The following is a 17582-nucleotide window of genomic DNA, read 5'->3' as shown; positions in this document are numbered from 1 at the left end:
GTGAAGAAGCCGATGACCCGAAATCCGCTCTCGAGAATGCAGGCAAGCCATGGGCAGTGACGACCTAGTTCCTGAGAAAGTGGAGGCAATCCTCAACCCGGGAAGGATGCTCTCCGACGGCATTCCCTACCCCGACTTCGCGGCGGCCCGGGCACTGGATGATCTGGCTGAATGGCTGCCGTTCTGGGCTGAGACCGCCAAGCGGTACGAAGCTCTCGGGTTGGCTGCACTCGAGGCCGGTAACCGGGTAAGCGGGGGCGAATGGTTGTGGCACTCGTCGCTGTCATGGCACTACGGCCAGCTCATGTGGTTCCACGAGCCCGAGCGCCGCGAGCACGGCCAGCACAAGAAGGTCGAGATGTACAAGCTGGCGGCCCCCCATCTGGTGGCTCCGGCTGAGCGGGTGGAGATCGAATTCGAATCGACGACCATCCCCGGCTATCTCCGCCTCCCGGAAGGACCCGGCCCGCACCCGTGCGCGGTCCTCATCGGAGGCCTGGAGTCCACCAAAGAGGAGAGCTACCACTTCGAGGCGCTTTGCCACCGCCGTGGGTTGGCAACCTTCGCCTTCGACGGTCCTGGTCAGGGCGAGATGTACTTCGACGTGAAACTCTGCGCCGACTTCCATCGCTACACCTCGGCTGTTCTCGATGCCATTGCCCCCCGTCCGGAGGTGGACGGCGACCGAATCGGCATTCTCGGCCGCAGCCTGGGCGGCTACTACGCCATGCAGTCGGCGGCCCTGGACAAGCGGCTGAAAAGCTGCGTGGCTTGGGGCGGGTTTTCCAACATGGCCGACTTCGACGGCATGCCTCCCCATACCCGCGGCGGATTCGTCTACGTGTCGGGGTTCGAAGACCTCGACGAGGGCCGCGCCTATCTGCAAGAGACGTTCGACCTCTCGCAGACCATTGGCGATCTGACTTGCCCCACCCTGTTGATCCAGGGGGTCCACGATCCCATCTTCCCTCCGCACCAGACCGAGCTGCTACAGGCAGGACTGGCCCACAACGATTTGGCCGAGATCGTGGTTGAGCCCGATGGGGACCACTGCTGTCACAACATGGGCCCCGTGGTCCGGCCCCGCATGGCCGACTACTTGGCCCGGACACTTGGGGAGTAGCCGATGTCGCTGCCTGCGGTGTTGAGACCCGGAGAAATCGCAGGAGTGGAGACCCGCAATCGGATCATCCGATCGTCCACCTCCGAGACCATGGCCGACGACAGCGGCATCATCACCCAGCAGTACCTCGACCTCCACACCAGGCTGGCTCGCCATGGCGTAGGGCTCATCTTCACGGGCCACTGCTCGGTCCACCCTCGAGGCAACTACATCCGAGGCATGACCGCACTGGACCGAGACGAGGTCATCGGGCCGATGAGGAAGCTGACCGACGCGATCCACGCCGAGGGCGGAAAGATCTTCGCCCAGCTCAACCACGCGGGAAGCCAAAGCCGTGACGAGTCGATTGAGCCCCTGGCCCCTTCGGTCGTCGAGAATCCGCAGTTTCACCGCCTGCCCTTGGCCGCGGCCAGATCCGACGAGATTTGGGAGGCCATTGAGGGATTTGGCAACGCGGCCCGGCGGGTGAGGGAGGCCGGCTTCGACGGCGTCCACGTCCATGCGGGCCACGGGTATCTCCTCTCGGAGTTCCTGTCGCCCGCCACCAATCGCCGCGAGGACGAGTGGGGAGGATCGCTGGAGAACCGCCAGCGCCTGCTGTTGGAGACGTACAAGGCCATGCGAGCCGCCGTGGGTGACGACTTTCCGATCACCAACAAGATCGGGCTATGGGACTACGTGCCCGATGGTTTGACGGTTGAAGAGGGCCGGGCCACGGTCACGATGATGGACAATGCCGGAGTCGACGCCCTAGAGATCTCCGCCGGCCTGATGTCGCCCAAGGCGGAAAGCGCGGCCCGATACGTCGGCGTGACTCGAAGACGAGCGCTGCAAGACAAGCTGCTGCATCGGGTGCTCGCGGCCCCGGTGAAGGAGGCGTACTACCGGGAGGAGGCCCGTCGTCACCGAGCCGCGGCCCGGGGGAAGACGATCCTTGTCGGCGGCGTCCGCACCATCGAGTTGATGAACGAGGTAATCGAAGACGGGTCGGCCGATTTTGTTTCCCTGGCTCGCCCTTTTATCCGCGAACCCGATCTGGTTCGCCAGATCGAAGCGGGTCGAACCGGCATGGTGGACTGCGTCTCGTGCAACATCTGCCTCATGCACGAGGGATCGGTGCCGCTGAAGTGCTGGCGCGAGTCCAATGTCGACCTCGTGAAGCACGCCTGGGCCCGCATTCGAGGGGAGGTCTGATGAAGCCCCCCGACTTCGACTATCTGGCCCCGACATCGATCGGTGATGCGGTCAAAGCGCTCAGCAGCGACTCTGAGGCCAAGGTGTTGGCCGGGGGCCAAAGCCTGATTCCGCTTCTGGCCTTCCGGTTGGCCGGCCCGTCGCTCCTAGTGGACCTGGCCCGAGTGGAAGGGCTCGACCACATCAGCGAAGAAGGCGATCGCTTGATCATCGGGGCGATGACGCGGCAACGCCGAGCCGAGCGCGATCCCATGGTGGCCGATCGCTGCCCGCTGCTGGTTGAGGCGCTGGGCCAGGTGGGGCACCCGCAAATCCGGTCGCGGGGCACGGTTGGCGGAAGCGTGGCCCACGCCGACCCCGCGGGGGAGTTGCCCGGGGTGGTTCTGGCTTTGGGGGGCCGCGTACACGTCACCGGCCCCGTGGGGGATCGGACCATCGAAGCCGAGGAGTTGTTTCAGGGGTTCTTGAGCACCGCTATCGCCGACGACGAAATCTTGACCGCGGTCGAGTTGCCCGCGTCGGGGCCGCGGACTGGATGGTCGGTGGTGGAGATCGCCCGCCGCCCAGGCGACTATGCGCTGTGCGGCGCGCTCTGCCAGCTCGAGGTCGGAGACGATGGTGCCGTCGTCGACGCCCACCTGGCACTGATCGGCGCCGGGGATCGGCCGATGCGGGCCACCGCGGTGGAGGCGGCAATCCTAAATGGGGCGAGCCCGACCGAGGCAGCCGCGCAGGCGCCCGAAGGCCTCAGCCCCGGCAGCGATGTACACGCCTCGAGTGACTACCGGCTGCACCTGGCCGCGGTGACCAGCCGACGAGCACTCACTCAAGCCCTGGAGCGCGCCGTATGAGCGATCACGCTGTCACGATCAAAGTAAACGGGGTCGATAGGTCGGACTCGGTGCCGGCCCGCCTCACGCTGGCCGATTTCCTGCGAGAGCGTTTGGACCTCACCGCGACCCATCTGGCGTGCGAGCACGGAGTGTGCGGGGCGTGCACCGTTCTCGTCGACGGCGAGACCGCCCGAGCATGCCTGCTGCTCACCGTTCAGGCCGACGGTAGCGAGGTCACCACCCTCGAAGGCCTGACCGCCGGCGACGAGCTCGGTCCCATCGAACAGGCGTTTTGGGCCAAGCACGGAATGCAGTGCGGCTTCTGCACCCCGGGGTTCGTGATGACCATCTCCGAACTGCTGGATGAGAATCCCACCCCGACACGGGAGGAGATTATCGAGGGCCTAGGCGGGAACCTGTGCCGCTGCACGGGCTACGTCAAGATCGTGGAAGCAGTGGAAGAAGCGGTGAGCCTTCGGGGAGGAGGAGCATGAGCTTGTTCGGTGCCAGTATTCGCCGAAAGGAAGACCCCCGCCTGCTTCGGGGCGATGGCCGGTATCTGTCCGACATAAAGCTGCACGACCTGGTTCACGCGGTGTTCGTTCGAAGCCTCCACGCCCACGCGCTGATTCGGGGAATCGATTCGAGCGCGGCGGCGGCCGATCCGCGGGTGGTCAGCGTCATCACGGCCGACGATCTCCCGGCCGGGCTGCCTCCGTTGCCCTGTATCGACGCCGAGGAGACCACCAAGCCTTTCAACCAGCCCATCCTGGCCACCGAAAAGGTCCGGTTCGTGGGCGAGCCGGTGGCGCTGCTGGTTGTCGAGGGCGACCGCTACATCGCTGAAGACATCGCGGGGCTGATCGACGTCGACTATGAGCCGCTGCCCGCGGTTTCGACCGCCACCGCCGCGGTTGCCTCCGATGCCCCGCTAGTTCATTACGAATCCAATGTGGTTGACGTGCTGGAGTACTCGTTGGGTGACGCCGACTCGGCGCTGGCGGCCGCGCCCCACACGCTCAGTGAGCGGTTCGCGACCCAGCGGTATGCGGGCACGCCGTTGGAGACCAGGGGAGTGATCGTCGAATGGGACGAGCCGCGCCAGGGCCTAACCATGTGGTCGTCGACTCAGGTTCCCCACAGCCTGAAGGCCACGCTCGTCGGCTACCTGGGGCTGCCGGAGAACGCGGTCCGGGTGATCGCCCCCGATGTCGGCGGTGCCTTCGGGGTGAAGCTCCAGCCCTATCCCGAGGAGATCGTCCTCGGCTTGGCCGCCAGATCGGTCGGCCGCCCCATCAAGTGGGTGGAGGACCGATACGAGCATTTTCTGGCGTCCACCCACGGACGCGAGCAGTATCACGATGTCGACGTGGGCTATGACGACGACGGCAGAATCCTGGCCATCCGCGACCACGCGGTAACCAACACCGGCGCCTACCTCCAGCGGTTGACCCTGGTGGAGCCCTTCATCGGGGTTTCGATGCTCTCAGGGCCCTACGTCATCGAGCATCAGCAACTGTTGTCGACGGTGGTCATGACCAACACCACGCCCCTCAACCCATTCCGAGGCGTCGGCCACGTTCAGGCGGCGTTCACCATGGAGCGCATCATCGATGTGGTGGCCGCCGCCGTCGGCATCGACCCGGGCGAAGTGCGGAAGCGCAACATGTTCTCAAAGGATGTGTTCCCGCTGCATCGCGGGATCGGGAACGTTCTGGCCGGAGACATCATCTATGACTCGGGTGACTACCAGGAGTGCCTGAGCCGTGCCCTCGCGGCCGCCGAATGGGACGAATTCCGCGGCGAACAGAAACGGGCCCGGGCTGAGGGCCGCTATCTGGGCATTGGCATCGGCTGCTTCGTTGAAGAGACAGGTCTCGGCCCCTACGAAAGCGGACGCGTCCGGGTAGAGCCGTCCGGCCAAGTGATCGTGTTCACTGGCGCTTGTAGCAGCGGGCAGGGCCACGACACCGTTCTCGCCCAGATCACCGCCGACGAGCTCGGCGTCGAATTCGACGACATCGTGGTCGTACACGGAGACACCGACCTGGTGGCCAGCGGCGTGGGCACCTACGCCAGCCGGAGCGCGCCCATTGGCGGAACCGCTGTGCGCCATGCCGCTGGATCGATCAAAGAGCAGGCGATCAAGATCGCCGCCGAGATGCTGGAAGCCTCGCCACAGGACCTCGAGCTGGAGGATGGCGAAGTCCGCGTCAAGGGGTCCCCGGCCAGCTCAGTGTCGCTCGCCCAGGTGGCGGGAAGGGTGGCTCCCGGCCAGCCCCTGCCCGAGGGGGTCGATAGCTACACACTGGATGCAACCGACGTCTATCACCCTCCGACGAACACCTTCTCCTATGGCTGCCACGTTGCCACCGTAGAGGTCGACATCGAGACCGGTGTGGTCACCCTTATTCGCCATGTGGTGGTCAATGACTCCGGGACGTTAATCAACCCACTCCTGGTCGACGGCCAGGTGCAGGGCGGAGTGGCGCTGGGCATCGGCGGCGCGCTCCTCGAGGAAATCGCCTACAGCGACGACGGCCAACCGCTGAATGCCAACTTCATGGACTACTTGGTTCCCGCCATCGGCAATATGCCCGAGATGGTCGTCGAGCACATGGTGGTCCCCACACCCCTGAACGCCGATGGGATGAAGGGCGCGGGGGAGGGCGGTGCGGTTGGCGCCCCCGCCGCAATCGCCAATGCCGTGGCCGACGCCCTGCTCCCGCTGGGAGCGAAGATAACTGAAACGCCGCTGGGACCGGAAACGGTCTACCGGGCGCTTCAAAACGCCAGCTAGCTGGCCCTAATCCGAATTGGAGAACATCGAGATGGCTGAACAGGCATTAGCCGGAAAAAAAGCGATTGTCACCGGCGGGGGGAGGGGGATAGGCGCAGCCATCGCGCTGGCGTTCGCCGAGGCGGGCGCCGACGTTGGGGTGATCGGTCGCACGGCGGAATTGCTCGACGAAACGGCGGCGGCGGTTGGCGAGCTCGGCCAGACCGCCAGGGCTAGGGCCGCCGACCTCACCGATGTCGGCAGTATTCCGGGCGTGTTCGCGGAACTGGCCGATGAGCTCGGCGGCTTCGACATCTTGGTGAACTCGGCCGGCGTGCAACTGACCGCACCGGCGCTCGATGTGTCCGAGCAGGATTGGGACGCCACCATCGACGCCAATCTGAAGGCCCTGTTCTTCTGCTGTCAGGCCGCGGGCAGTCGCTTCGTCGAGTCGGGGGCAGGCAAGATCATCAACCTGGCCTCCACGTTCAGCGAGGTCGGCTTTCCCGGATTCGCCGCCTATTGCGCCTCCAAGGGCGGCGTCATGCAGCTGACCCGGACACTGGCCTTGGAGTGGGCCCCCCACGGTGTGAATGTCAACGCCATCGCGCCCACCGCGGTTCGAACCGAGATGAACTCCTACCTCCTCGACGACCCGGGCTTTCTTGAGGCATTCCTTCCCCGGGTTCCCGCCGGGCGCGTCGGACAGCCGAACGATATTGCCGGCTCGGCCGTTTTCTTGGCCTCGGCGGCGTCAGACTTCGTCCACGGGCACCTGTTGTATGTTGACGGGGGCTACACAGCCGTCTGACTGCTGTCTGACTATTCGATCAGGCGAAGACCTCGGCGTCTTCCAGGACGCTGGATGCCTCGGTCATCTTCACAACGCCGTCCAGCTCCCATGGGACGGCCACGCCTTTGCGGGCGTACCACTCGCGGATCAGGGCGGGGCCATCGGTGACCAGCCCAAGGTGCAGTGAGGTGACCAGCAGCGCTGCGGCCTCAGCCTCCTCGCTGGCCCCGGCCACGATGTCGCCGGGCACGATGACCCGAAAGTCGCGGTTGGCGGCATCGAAGGCGGTCGATAGCACACAAGCGTCGGTCATCGTCCCGGTGAGGACCAGGTTCTTGATGTCGAGTTGGCGGAGCAAGAATTCGAAATCGGTGGGGACGAACGACGAGAGGCGTTTCTTGGTCCGGATGTAGAAGTCGCCTTCTTCCTCCTCGACCATGATGTCCAGCCACTTCGTGCCCTCCCAGCTGTGCTGGTCCATCGACGGGTTCGGCGGCAGATACAGCTCGTACAGCACCCTCCAGTTGGCCATGCGGTTGTACTGCTTGGAGTTCAAATCGTCGATCCCGCCGTATCGCTGCCAGTGCTGGACATGGATGATCGGGATGTCGATGGTCCGGGCCATCCGGTGGAACATGTCATGGGCGGGGATTTTCGCCCGGGCTCGCGGGCACGGACAGGTCAGATCGTCCTCGGGTCCGATGTGGCCGCGGTGCATGTCGATGCAGGCGATGGCCGTCTTGTCCGGGTCGAGCCAACGCTCGAACGCATCCTCGAAATTGCTGGTACCCGAGGGTAGAACGACGCGGTCTCGACCCTCCAAGTATGCGTACATCTCAGTCTTCATGGGCGGCTCGGCTTTCGTGTGGTGCCCCGTGGGGCTGGGCTGATGCCAGATTGAACTTAATCGCTAGGGGAGCAGAGCGCCACAAGCCCTAACCCTCTTGTTGGGCTACGAGCTGAGCCAGCACCCAATCAGGAGTGATCGGTAGCGCGCCCACCGCGCCGGGATCGCCGAGCGCATGGCCCACCGCGGCGGCGATCGCCCCGCCGGCGCCGGCGATGCCGGCCTCGCCGGCGCCCTTGGCACCCAAGGGGTTGGTCGGGGTCGGGGCGTTCTCGAGGATCGCCGTCTCTATCGGTGGCAGGTCGGCCGCGGTGGGCATCAGGTAGTCCATGAAGTTGGCCGCTTGGGGCTGTCCGTTCTCATCGAAGGCGAACTCTTCGAGCAGCGCGCCCCCCAGTCCCTGCGCGAATCCTCCGAGCACCTGCCCTTCGACCAGCTTCGGGTTGACCGCCTTGCCGACCTCGCATCCCAGCCACACTCGATTCAGTCGCACCTGCCCCGACTCGGAATCGAGCGAGGCATCGACGATCACCGCCCCGTACGGATAGTTCATCCGCTCGTCGAAATGGACTTCACGGGCGCCGAGTCCCGGGTCCTCACCCCGTTGGGCCGCCTCCAGTGTCCCACACGCTTCGGCGACCCGGCCGAAGGTCACAGATTTGGACGGAGCCCCCGCGACATGCACCCGACCGTCGGCCAGGATCAGATCATCGGGGGCGGCTTCGAGAAGGTCGGCGGCAATCCGCTTGGCCTTGTCTGCGGTGTGGCGGGCCGCGGTTTGCACGGCCATGCCACCGATCACCGTCGAGCGGCTGGACCACGAGCCCACGCCGTCGGGGACCAGGTCCGAGTCTCCATGGATGACTTGGATGCAGGCAGGGTCCACGCCCAGCTCATCGGCGGCAATCTGGGCCATCACCGTCTCGATGCCCTGACCCGAAGACGCACCTCCGATGAATATCCGGACGGCGCCGGTCGTATCGATGTCGACTGCGCCCGTCTCATAAAAGCCCAGCCCGCTCTTGTCCATGAATATCGACAGTCCGATGCCCCGGCGGTCGCCGTTGGCGTGGGAGATGTCGTCTCGCCACTCGGCGTATTTGGCTCCGGCCTGATCGATCAGCCCGATGAAATCGCCAGAGTCGAGGAGGAACGACTCGCCGGCTAGCTCGAACCCGGGTTCATAGGGAAGCTCGCTGGCCGTGAGCAGATTCCTACGGCGAATCTCAACCGGATCGAGGTCGAGTTCAGCGGCGGCCAGGTCGAGTAGTTGCTCTCGGGCCACGGTGAGTTCATAGCGACCCGGCGCTCGATAGGGGCCCACCGGGGTCTTGTTGGTGGTGAGGACGTGGATCTTTGACGCGTAGGCGGGCAGGCGGTAGGGGCCGGGGATCATTCCCAGAGTGAGCTCAGACACGATGACCCCGGTGGGGCGGATGTAGGCCCCTTTGTTGTGCCAAACCTCAGCTTCGAGCCCCAGCAGGCGACCCTCGAAGTCGAAGGCGCCCCGCATGTGGTGGGTCTGTTCGCGAGCGTGGTTGGTGGTGGTGAGGTTCTCTGCCCGGTCCTCGATCCATTTGACCGGGCGTCCGGTCAGAACAGCACCGTAGGCAACCAGAAAGTCCTCGGGGAAGAAGTCGCCGCGCACCCCGAAGCTCCCACCGGCATCGGTCGAGCGCATGTGAATGCTGGCGGGCGGTCGCCCCAGCAAGCGGGCCAAGACCTTGCGGTGATAGTGCGTTACCAGGGTGGCACCCCATACCGTGAGCTCGTCGCGGCCGGCGTCGAAGTCGCAGACCAGTCCTCTGGTTTCGAGGGGTACTCCTGAGTGGCGTCCGATGGCGACTTCTGTGGTCACTACCCGTTCTGCTTGTTCGAACGCCGCCCCAATGTCGCCGTATCCCTTTTCGAGGACGCAGAGCTCATTCGAAGAATCAGGCCACAGCGACTGCTCGATGGGGGCGCGGAGCATGTCGACCACGGCATCTAGCGGCTCAATGTCGACGATCACGGCCTCGGCCGCATCCTCGGCCACATACGGGTCTTCGGCGAGGACAATCGCTATCGGCTCGCCCACGTAGCGAACCCGGTCCTGAGCCAGTACCGGTTGAAGCGCCTGTTCGAGTCCGAGACCGTCAAACGGCAGCCGCAGCGGAATGGGCTCCACGTGGGCGACATCGACCCCAGTGAGGACCAGCCGAACACCGGCCATAGTCTCGGCCGCGGAGGCATCTATTCCGGTCACCCGTCCGTGGGCATGGGTCGATCTCACGACCCGCATCCAAAGCTGGCCCGGCAAATCGATGTCGTCTACGAATCTACCCGCGCCGCGTAGGAGCCGGGGGTCCTCGAGCCGGGCTACAGAGTCCCCGACGAAACCCATGGCGCTCCTCCCTTAGACGCTACGACACTCCCGTGGGACTGCCCGCCATGGCCAATGCGAGCTCATCCATGGTCAACTCGTCCACGTTGCGCTCCAACACGACGCGCCCGCGGTACATCACCACCACACGGTCGCTCAGCTTGAGAAGCTCTTCCAGATCCAACGACAACAGGAGTACGGCCGCACCAGCTTCTTTGACCTGGAGCAGCCGACGGTGTACGTAGTCGACCGCGCCGACATCGAGCCCCCACGTCGGGTTGTCGGCGATGAGTACTTTCGGATTCCGGGAGAACTCGCGGGCCAACACGACCTTCTGCTGGTTGCCGCCGGAAAGGGTGCCCGCAAAGAGATCCGAATTGGCGGGTCGGACGTCGTACTCTTCGAGCAATCCGTCGGCCTGTTCCTTGATGCGCTTCCAGTCGAGCAATCCTCGGCGGGAGAACCGGCCCGCGGGGATCTCGTTTATGGCCAGGTTCTCGGCCAGGGACATGTCAAGGATCAGCCCCCAGCCGTGGCGATCCTCAGGGATGACCGCCAAGCCGCTGTCGCGGAGCCTGGCCGGTTCAGAGCCGGTCACGTCTGCGCCATCGATCACGACTGTGCCAGATTCAAGGGGACTCAGCCCCGTGATGGCGCTGACGACATCGCGTTGCCCGTTCCCTTCGACCCCGGCAACGCCGAGGATCTCACCGGTTCGGACCGACAGGCTCAAGCCATCGAGGGAATTGCCCCCGACCCCGGTCGTCACCAGCTCTCTTGCCTCAAGAAGGGTTTCAACCTCGTCGCCAAGCGATGTGTGGTCCACCTTGACGGCGGTGATGTCCTGGCCGGTCATCGCACGGGTAAGGGTGCGCTCGTCGAAGTCTCCTCGCTCTACTTCGGCCACCTTCTGGCCGGCGCGAATCACGGTTACCCGGTCGGCCACCTGGGTAACCTCGGCCAGCTTGTGGGTGACCAGCACGATCGAATGCCCCTTGGAGCGCAGATCTTCGAGAATGCCCAAAAGGTTCTCGATCTGCTGGGGCCCCAGCAGCGATGTCGGCTCGTCGAGGATCAGGATGTTCGCGCCCCGGTAGAGGACCTTCAAGATCTCGACCCGCTGCTGAAGGTCGACCGGGAGATCGCGAACCGGGGTGGAGGGAGGAAGCGGCATGCTGTACTTCTCGGCCAGCGAGGAGATCTCCCGGCGAATGGCCAGAGGCCTGAGGCGAAGATCGAGGGCTGGGCGCGATCCGAGCACGATGTTCTCTGCCACCGTGAATGTGGGGACCAATGAGAAGTGCTGGTGTACCATCCCGATCCCCAGGTCGAGCGCGTCATGGGGGGACTGGATGTCGGCTGGTTGACCCCTGACGAACATGGAGCCGGAGTCCGGGAGGATGTGGCCGAACATGACGTTCATGAGCGTGGTCTTGCCGGCGCCGTTCTCACCGAGCAGGACATGAATCTCACCGGCCCGCACATCAAAGTCGATACTGTCGTTGGCTCGGACGTCGCCAAACCGCTTGGAAATGCCGTGGAGCTCTACAACGCTCTCAGCCACAGCGAATCAATTCCCTCGGGTGTTTCTGGGTCACCTCAACTCCATCCGGCCGCAGCCACATCGAGTCTCCCACTTGAACACCTGCTCGCGCCCGAGGGGCGATGACATTCGGCTGAACGACCACAACTGAGCCGTCGGGATAGGTCCAATCGTCCGGGTGCGTGGCGCCGCGGTTCTGGCGGGTGCGGACGATGGGCGCCAGATAGCCGCCACCCCCATAACCGTGTACGAGATCGTCCCAGATGTCGAAACCCGCGTCGTGTATCGACTCAGCCCGGTCAAGGACCTCGCCGATTGTCGTTCCGGTGCGCATCGCGCTCACGATGCTCGAGTAGGCGGCTTCTGCCACCTCGTACATCTCCTGGTAGAGCGGCGTGGGCGCCCCCTCGATGCACAGGGTTCTCAGGATCTGTCCGGTGTAGCCCCAAAAGGTGGTGCTGATCTCGGTCACCAAGACGTCGCCGGCCTTGATGATCCGGTCGGGCTGGTATTGGTGGGGCACGAAGAACTCGGGATCGGCCATCGGGGTGGTCAGGGTGAAGTGAATTAGGTTGGTGCCCCGGCGATCCAGATAAACGTCTTCGATCACTTTGGCCAACTCGTACTCGTTCATTCCGGGAGCGGTGTTCGACGCCAGCGCCGCAACGGCGTCGTCGTTCATGTTGGAGGCGATGCGGATGTACTTCATCTCCTCGTCTGTCTTGATAAGGCGAAGCGCGAAGTAGTCGGGGTTGAGGTTGACCAGGCGCTCTGATCCGAAAGCGGCGGCGTCGGTGAAGGGAACCACGCCGATCGTGCCGATGCGGCGGAAGCCGCCGAGGCGCTCGGCGACGCGGGCCACCAGGTCGGAGTGGTCGTCGCCGCCAAAGCTGATGTTCTCGATCACCGAGATGCGCTCGGCATCCGGCAGGTGATTCCAGAGCCGTACCACGAGCTCAGGATCATCGTCGCGGGGCACGATCAAGTACACCGGGAATAGCGGCGGCCAATTGCAGTAGTACTGAACCGACGTGTCGTGCGGCCCCGTTGCCCCGCCGATCAGGACTGCATCCAACTCGTGGCGATCCATGAGTTCTCGGAGCTGGCGGTACCGATGGGCCATCTCCTCGGACGAGTATCTGGGAAAGCCGTTGACTTGCGGGATCTCATCCATTGATGGCCCTCCAGATCTTCTCAGGGGAGAGGGGCATATCGAGATGTTCTACACCCCATGGAGCAATAGCGTCGAGAACCGCGTTGTGTACCGCGGGCGTCGAGCCGATGGTTGTGGCCTCGCCGATGCCCTTGACGCCGAGCCGGTTCAACGGAGTAGGGGTAACCATGCTGTGGGTTTCGTACGAGGGCAGCTCTCCAGTAGAGGGGGCTAGATAGTCGAGCAGCGTCGACGTAACGGGCTGTCCGTCAGCGGTGTAGCTCATCTCCTCCCAAAGGGCCTGCGCCACTCCTTGGGCGATCCCGCCATGTTGTTGGCCCTGGGCCAGCATCGGGTTGACGACGTTCCCGCAGTCGTCCACGGTGATGTGGCGTATCACCCGAACCGCGCCGGTTTCACGATCGACTTCGACCACCGAGACGTGCGCGCCCGAGGGATAGGTGCGGGCGCCTTGGTCGAAGTCAAACTCGACGGCCAATGGCGCCAGTTCCGCCCAGGGGATCGCGGTGGCGGGGCTGCCGATGATGCCGACCCCGATGCCGTGGTAAACGACCATATCGGCGGCATTGGCCTCCAAACGCTCGGCGGCAAGCTGGCATGCCTGGACGACCACGGCGTCCGCAGCCTTGTCCACTGCGCTGCCGGCCAACTGGAGCGAGCGGGAGCCGTAGGTCCCATTCCCTCGCGGCACGATCCCAGTGTCGGACTGGATCACCCGGATTCTCTCCATCGGCAGGCCCAGTTGTGCGGCTGCGATCTGGGCGTATGTGGTCTGGTGGCCTTGTCCGTGAGACGAGACTCCACTGAGGACGGTGGCGCTGCCATCGGGCTCGATAGCGACGGAGGCGAACTCCTCGGTGGGTCCGTTGCCGGTCACCTCGATGTAGGTGGACACCCCGATGCCTAGTAGCCACTGATCGTTGCGAGTCCGACGGAGCCGCTGCTCTCGACGGAGTTCTTCGTAGCCTGAGAGCTCGACGACGCGGTCGAGCACCCCGCGATAGTCACCGGAGTCATAGACAGCTCCGCTGGGAGTGACGTGGTTGGTGTGGTGCCGTTCGAGAAGATTGCGCCGGCGAATCTCCACCGGTTCCATGTCGAGCTCACGGGCGAGCAAGTTGATGGAACGCTCGAGAAACGCGGTCGCCTCCGGCCGCCCTGCTCCTCGGTAGGCGCCGACCGGGGCGGTGTTGGTCACCATGCTGCGAGCCTTGAAGTCAACCCGGGGAATCCGATACGTCCCCGTACACATGAGCCGGGTGTAGTTCGGGAGCCAGGCGCCGACGTGGGGATATGCTCCGGCGTCGGCGATCACTTCGACCCGAAGCCCGGTGATCGCTCCGTTGTGCTTCGCGCCCAGGGCTACATGCTGTATCTGTCCCCTTCCCGGGGTCATATTGAGCAGATTCTCGGATCGAGTCTCTTGCCAGGTCACCGGCCGTCCGCGTCGGTGTGCGAGCGCGGCGACAACGATGTGCTCGGGATAGGTGTGGCCCTTGGCGCCGAATCCTCCGCCGACTGCTGGTGCGATCACCCGGACGCGATCTGGCTCGAGACTGAGGGCAGTTGCGACCGACGATTGGATGTCCCAGGGAAACTGGGTGGACACCCAGATGCAAAGACCGTCTCCGTCGCCGTCTGGTACGACCAAGATGCTGTTCGTCTCCAAGGGGACGGGAGCCAGCTTCTGATTGACAAACGTGGCCTCAACAACCACGTCCGCGTCTTCGAGCACTGAGGGATCCACCAGCGGTTCGACTTCGAATGCCACTTCGCGGCTGTCCTCGGGAGAGACCACGGCTGGGAGCGGCTCGATCTCCACATCCACATCGCTGGCCAAGTCCTCCGCCTCTGCCGCGCTTTCGCCGATGACCACTGCGAGCGGATCGCCGACGTAGAGGACTTGGTCGACCGCCAGCAGATCACGTGCGTATCGGTGGGGGGTTGGCGGCCACGGCACGAGCTTCGGCAGCCCTAGCGACGCGGCGGTGTGAAAGTCCCCCTGGCCGGTCACCCTCGCGAGGTTGCCGTGGGCGACGGGGGAGCGAATGAAGCAGGCGTGAAGAGTGCCGCTGGTAACGAGGTCGGCGGTGAACGGACGGCTGCCCGTCAGCAGCCCCCGGTCCTCGACGCGTGGGACGGAGTTGCCGAGGATGCTCAACTAGAGGGTGCTCAGCTAGGGGGCACGTAGGCGATTAGGTCCATGAGGAACTGGGCGCCCGGAACTTGGAGCGGTCCGCCGATCTCCAGTGTCGTGGAAGCCGGTCGGTCACCGGGGAAGTAGGTAGACCACTCTTCAATCGACTGCTGGAAATGGGTGAAATCATCGTGGAAGCATTGGCGCCGGACAATGTTCTCGACGCTGGTACCGGCCGCCTCGCAGATCGCCGAGACGTTGTCCATGATGTAGGCCATCTGCAACCTCGGCGGCTGTTTGTACCAGGGGAACTCAGGGTGGCGCTGCACCGACTCGGGGAGATTGCCCATCTCGTCGTGGGCAATTGCGGTGCTGAAGAACAGAAAGTCGCCCGCTTTCACGGCTTGGGGCTCGTGCCAGGGGGATTCCACCGCATGTGAGGTCTCGATGGTCTCCTTCTGGATCGACGCGTCGTCGGCCAGCACTTTGAGGGCGACCTCGACGCGGCTGCCCTTGCCTCCCAATCCCATGTAGGGGATCACGACGCGGGCCGGAGGGTTCTCGGGGAACCACTGCTTCCAGACGCGCTCCATACCCTCGAAGTCTCCCGGGCTGGCCAGATACACGGTCGCCTTCACGGTGTTCTGTATCGAGCCGCCGGCGGCTTGGACGATCTTCTCCAATTTCTGGAGGACGTAATCGGTCTGGCTCTCGATCTCGGAGCCGTACCAGAAATACGGGTTGACGCGGGCTTCGGGGGCGACGCCGCTGGGCGTGCCCATGTCGTTGCCCTGCATGTAGTCGCCCATCCAGTCGACCGGGATCTCTCCAGCACAGAAGATCCAGTCGCCGCGCCGAACCGCCGGGGAATAACCGGCCAGCGGCGATGGGACGCCTTCAGGAACTTCGAAACCCTGGGTGCCCCCGCCGGGAATGGCGATCATGTCGACTTCGAGGATTGTCTTGTTGACCAGGAGTCCCGTCTCGCGGATGCCCATGCCCGTCGATGCCGGCCGCGGGGGATGGACGAACTCATCGCGAGTTCGCAGGTACGGGGTGATGCTGATCTTCGGCCAGGCGTTCCCCTCCCAGAACTCTTCGATGGTCGGATGGGGTGAGCTGAACCATTGGTAGATCCGCACGATGTCGGTGGCGATGTCGCAACCCGCCGCCTCGAGGGTCAATTGGAGGTTTTCCAGCACGTACCGAGATTGAAGTTCGAGGGCGTTGTACCCGTTGGGGTTCCGACCGTCACCGCCAGCCTCCGGTGCGAGACCGGTAACGAAGTCTGATGCCAGCTGGCCGGCGATGAATACCCAGCCGCCGGCTTTGATGGCGGGGCTGTAGGGCATTAGGGGCATGGGTTCGCCGCCCCAGACGGCTACCCGATCGTTCTCAGCCATGATGTCCTCTCCTGTTCAATTCTGGTTGTTCGCCATTGTGGCGCGGGGTCGTGGCGGCCAGCATCCGAAGCATCGCCATGGAACTCCCCCGGAGGCCGAAACCGCAGTTCCATGCCCCCGGGCAAGCCCATTGCTCAAAACCGCCGTTGGGCTAGCGCGGCGTGCAGCCGAGCGCGGTCACATCGATTTCCGCAGCAGATCCTGATGCGCCGATGGTCGGATCGCCGGCAGTCTCGTCGGGGATCCTGATCTCCCCCGAGCGGACCTTGGCATCGATGTCTTCGTATACAGCCTGGTCTTCTGCGCTGAGGGCATCGGCGTTGTCGTATAGCGGCGCCGCGATGATGCCCGGGGTGTTCGTAACGTCGAACTGATGGTACGAAGAGGGACCGATCTCACCAGCGTAGGCCCGCTCGATCATCACTCGGCCGGCATCGGCCAGTCCGTGGATGGCCGATGTGATCACCACGTCGGGGGCGATATCGAAGCTGTCGTAGTAGGACGGCACCACCCAGACCTGGGAGTCGGCTTCTTGCGCGGCGTCGATGATGCCCAGCACCGCTTGGTCGGTTGCGGAGAGGATCACGTCGGCTCCGCCGGCAATGAGGGACTGTGCGGCTGCCTTGGCCACGGCAGTGTCGCCCCAGGTGTTGATGAACTCTTGCGAGAAGCTGATATTGGAGTCCACACACCGAGCGCCTAGGTGGAAGGCCTCGGGCTGACGGGTCAGCGCCGGGAACTCGAATCCGTTGAGTGAGCCGATCGAGCCGGTTTCGGTAACAAGAGCAGCAATGACCCCGGTCAAGAAGTTGGCGTTGTGCTGGTCAACCTCGACCCAGCACAGATTGTCCGGTGCTGGCGGCGTCGCGTCCGTCGGATGGTGCGGCGCCATGCATACCTGGGTGTCGGGGAAGTTCTCGGCTACTTGGATCGCGGGGTCGACCATGGCGCCATGGGCGAAGAGGATGAAGTCGTATCCCTCGTCAGCGAACGCCGATCCCTGCTGTACGTAGGCGTCGGGCTCATTGAGCAGCTCGACGAATTCAACCTCGATGTTCGGGTTGTCGGCTATCGCCGTCTGCGCTCCGTCATACCACGCGTTCGACCAGCTGAGGTCGTCGTTGGTTCCTGGGTAGAAGAACACGACGCGGTACGGTTCCATCGGCTCCGGTTCTGGCTCCGGCTCTGGTGCCTCCGTCGCGGCCGGTGCCTCCGTCGCGGCCGGCGCTTCGGTAGCGGCCGGCGCCGTAGGCTCGCTCTCTTCATCGTCGTCGTTGCCGCATGAGGCAACGACCAGCACGAATGCAAAAAAGATAGCCAGTACCTTCAAAAGTCGATGACTTGACATGTCCCCCCCCTAGGTTTAAAGGCCTTGCAGCCTCTCCTGAATATAG

General features: G+C 64.2%; 13 protein-coding genes. 6 read left to right on the top strand and 7 right to left on the bottom strand.

Going from position 1 to position 17582, the window contains the following annotated elements:
• Positions 1–49: 49 nt before the first annotated feature.
• Genes ACOGXA_RS05975 through ACOGXA_RS05950 form a run of 6 tightly spaced genes read left to right on the top strand, consistent with a single transcriptional unit; the run spans position 50 to position 6740 of the window.
• Positions 50–1123: an alpha/beta hydrolase family protein gene (locus tag ACOGXA_RS05975; protein WP_419926362.1), complete on the top strand. Its 1074-nt coding sequence runs from the start codon at positions 50–52 to the stop codon at positions 1121–1123.
• A gap of 3 nt (positions 1124–1126) precedes the next feature.
• Positions 1127–2317, top strand: a complete 1191-nt coding sequence (locus tag ACOGXA_RS05970; protein WP_419926361.1) for an NADH:flavin oxidoreductase — start codon at positions 1127–1129, stop codon at positions 2315–2317.
• Positions 2317–3168, top strand: a complete 852-nt coding sequence (locus ACOGXA_RS05965) for an FAD binding domain-containing protein (protein ID WP_419926360.1) — start codon at positions 2317–2319, stop codon at positions 3166–3168. The genes ACOGXA_RS05970 and ACOGXA_RS05965 overlap by 1 nt, the downstream gene beginning before the upstream one ends.
• Entirely contained in the window at positions 3165–3644 is a 480-nt protein-coding gene (locus ACOGXA_RS05960; protein ID WP_419926359.1) for a (2Fe-2S)-binding protein, read from the top strand. The genes ACOGXA_RS05965 and ACOGXA_RS05960 overlap by 4 nt, the downstream gene beginning before the upstream one ends.
• Complete coding sequence (locus ACOGXA_RS05955) at positions 3641–5950, top strand: xanthine dehydrogenase family protein molybdopterin-binding subunit (RefSeq protein ID WP_419926358.1); 2310 nt, start codon at positions 3641–3643, stop codon at positions 5948–5950. The genes ACOGXA_RS05960 and ACOGXA_RS05955 overlap by 4 nt, the downstream gene beginning before the upstream one ends.
• A 31-nt stretch (positions 5951–5981) precedes the next feature.
• Positions 5982–6740, top strand: a complete 759-nt coding sequence (locus tag ACOGXA_RS05950; RefSeq protein ID WP_419926357.1) for a glucose 1-dehydrogenase — start codon at positions 5982–5984, stop codon at positions 6738–6740.
• A gap of 19 nt (positions 6741–6759) precedes the next feature.
• Here ACOGXA_RS05950 and ACOGXA_RS05945 read toward each other — a convergent pair whose 3' ends face one another.
• The 7 genes from ACOGXA_RS05945 to ACOGXA_RS05915 form a co-directional block, all read right to left on the bottom strand.
• Positions 6760–7569: an isochorismatase family cysteine hydrolase gene (locus tag ACOGXA_RS05945; protein ID WP_419926356.1), complete on the bottom strand. Its 810-nt coding sequence runs from the start codon at positions 7567–7569 to the stop codon at positions 6760–6762.
• Between the two features lie 88 nt (positions 7570–7657).
• Positions 7658–9952, bottom strand: a complete 2295-nt coding sequence (locus ACOGXA_RS05940; RefSeq protein ID WP_419926355.1) for a xanthine dehydrogenase family protein molybdopterin-binding subunit — start codon at positions 9950–9952, stop codon at positions 7658–7660.
• Positions 9953–9971: 19 nt separating this feature from the next.
• Positions 9972–11495 (bottom strand): ABC transporter ATP-binding protein, encoded by a 1524-nt coding sequence (locus ACOGXA_RS05935; RefSeq protein ID WP_419926354.1) that lies wholly within the window; start codon positions 11493–11495, stop codon positions 9972–9974.
• Complete coding sequence (locus ACOGXA_RS05930) at positions 11488–12648, bottom strand: M24 family metallopeptidase (RefSeq protein ID WP_419926353.1); 1161 nt, start codon at positions 12646–12648, stop codon at positions 11488–11490. Before ACOGXA_RS05930 ends, ACOGXA_RS05935 begins: the two co-directional genes overlap by 8 nt.
• A complete protein-coding gene (locus tag ACOGXA_RS05925; RefSeq protein WP_419926352.1) occupies positions 12641–14809 on the bottom strand; it encodes a xanthine dehydrogenase family protein molybdopterin-binding subunit in 2169 nt (722 codons plus the stop codon). The genes ACOGXA_RS05930 and ACOGXA_RS05925 overlap by 8 nt, the downstream gene beginning before the upstream one ends.
• Positions 14810–14820: 11 nt before the next feature.
• The gene (locus ACOGXA_RS05920) at positions 14821–16188 is read right to left on the bottom strand and encodes a RidA family protein (protein WP_419926351.1); all 1368 of its coding nucleotides are present in this window, start codon (positions 16186–16188) and stop codon (positions 14821–14823) included.
• Positions 16189–16339: 151 nt separating this feature from the next.
• The gene (locus ACOGXA_RS05915; protein WP_419926350.1) at positions 16340–17536 is read right to left on the bottom strand and encodes a BMP family lipoprotein; all 1197 of its coding nucleotides are present in this window, start codon (positions 17534–17536) and stop codon (positions 16340–16342) included.
• Positions 17537–17582 lie beyond the last annotated feature (46 nt).

The sequence above is a fragment of the Candidatus Poriferisocius sp. genome (assembly GCF_965208475.1).
Lineage (GTDB): Bacteria > Actinomycetota > Acidimicrobiia > Acidimicrobiales > Bin134 > Poriferisocius.
Note: the sequence above shows the minus strand (reverse complement) of the source record. Positions and strands in the feature narration are given on the sequence as shown.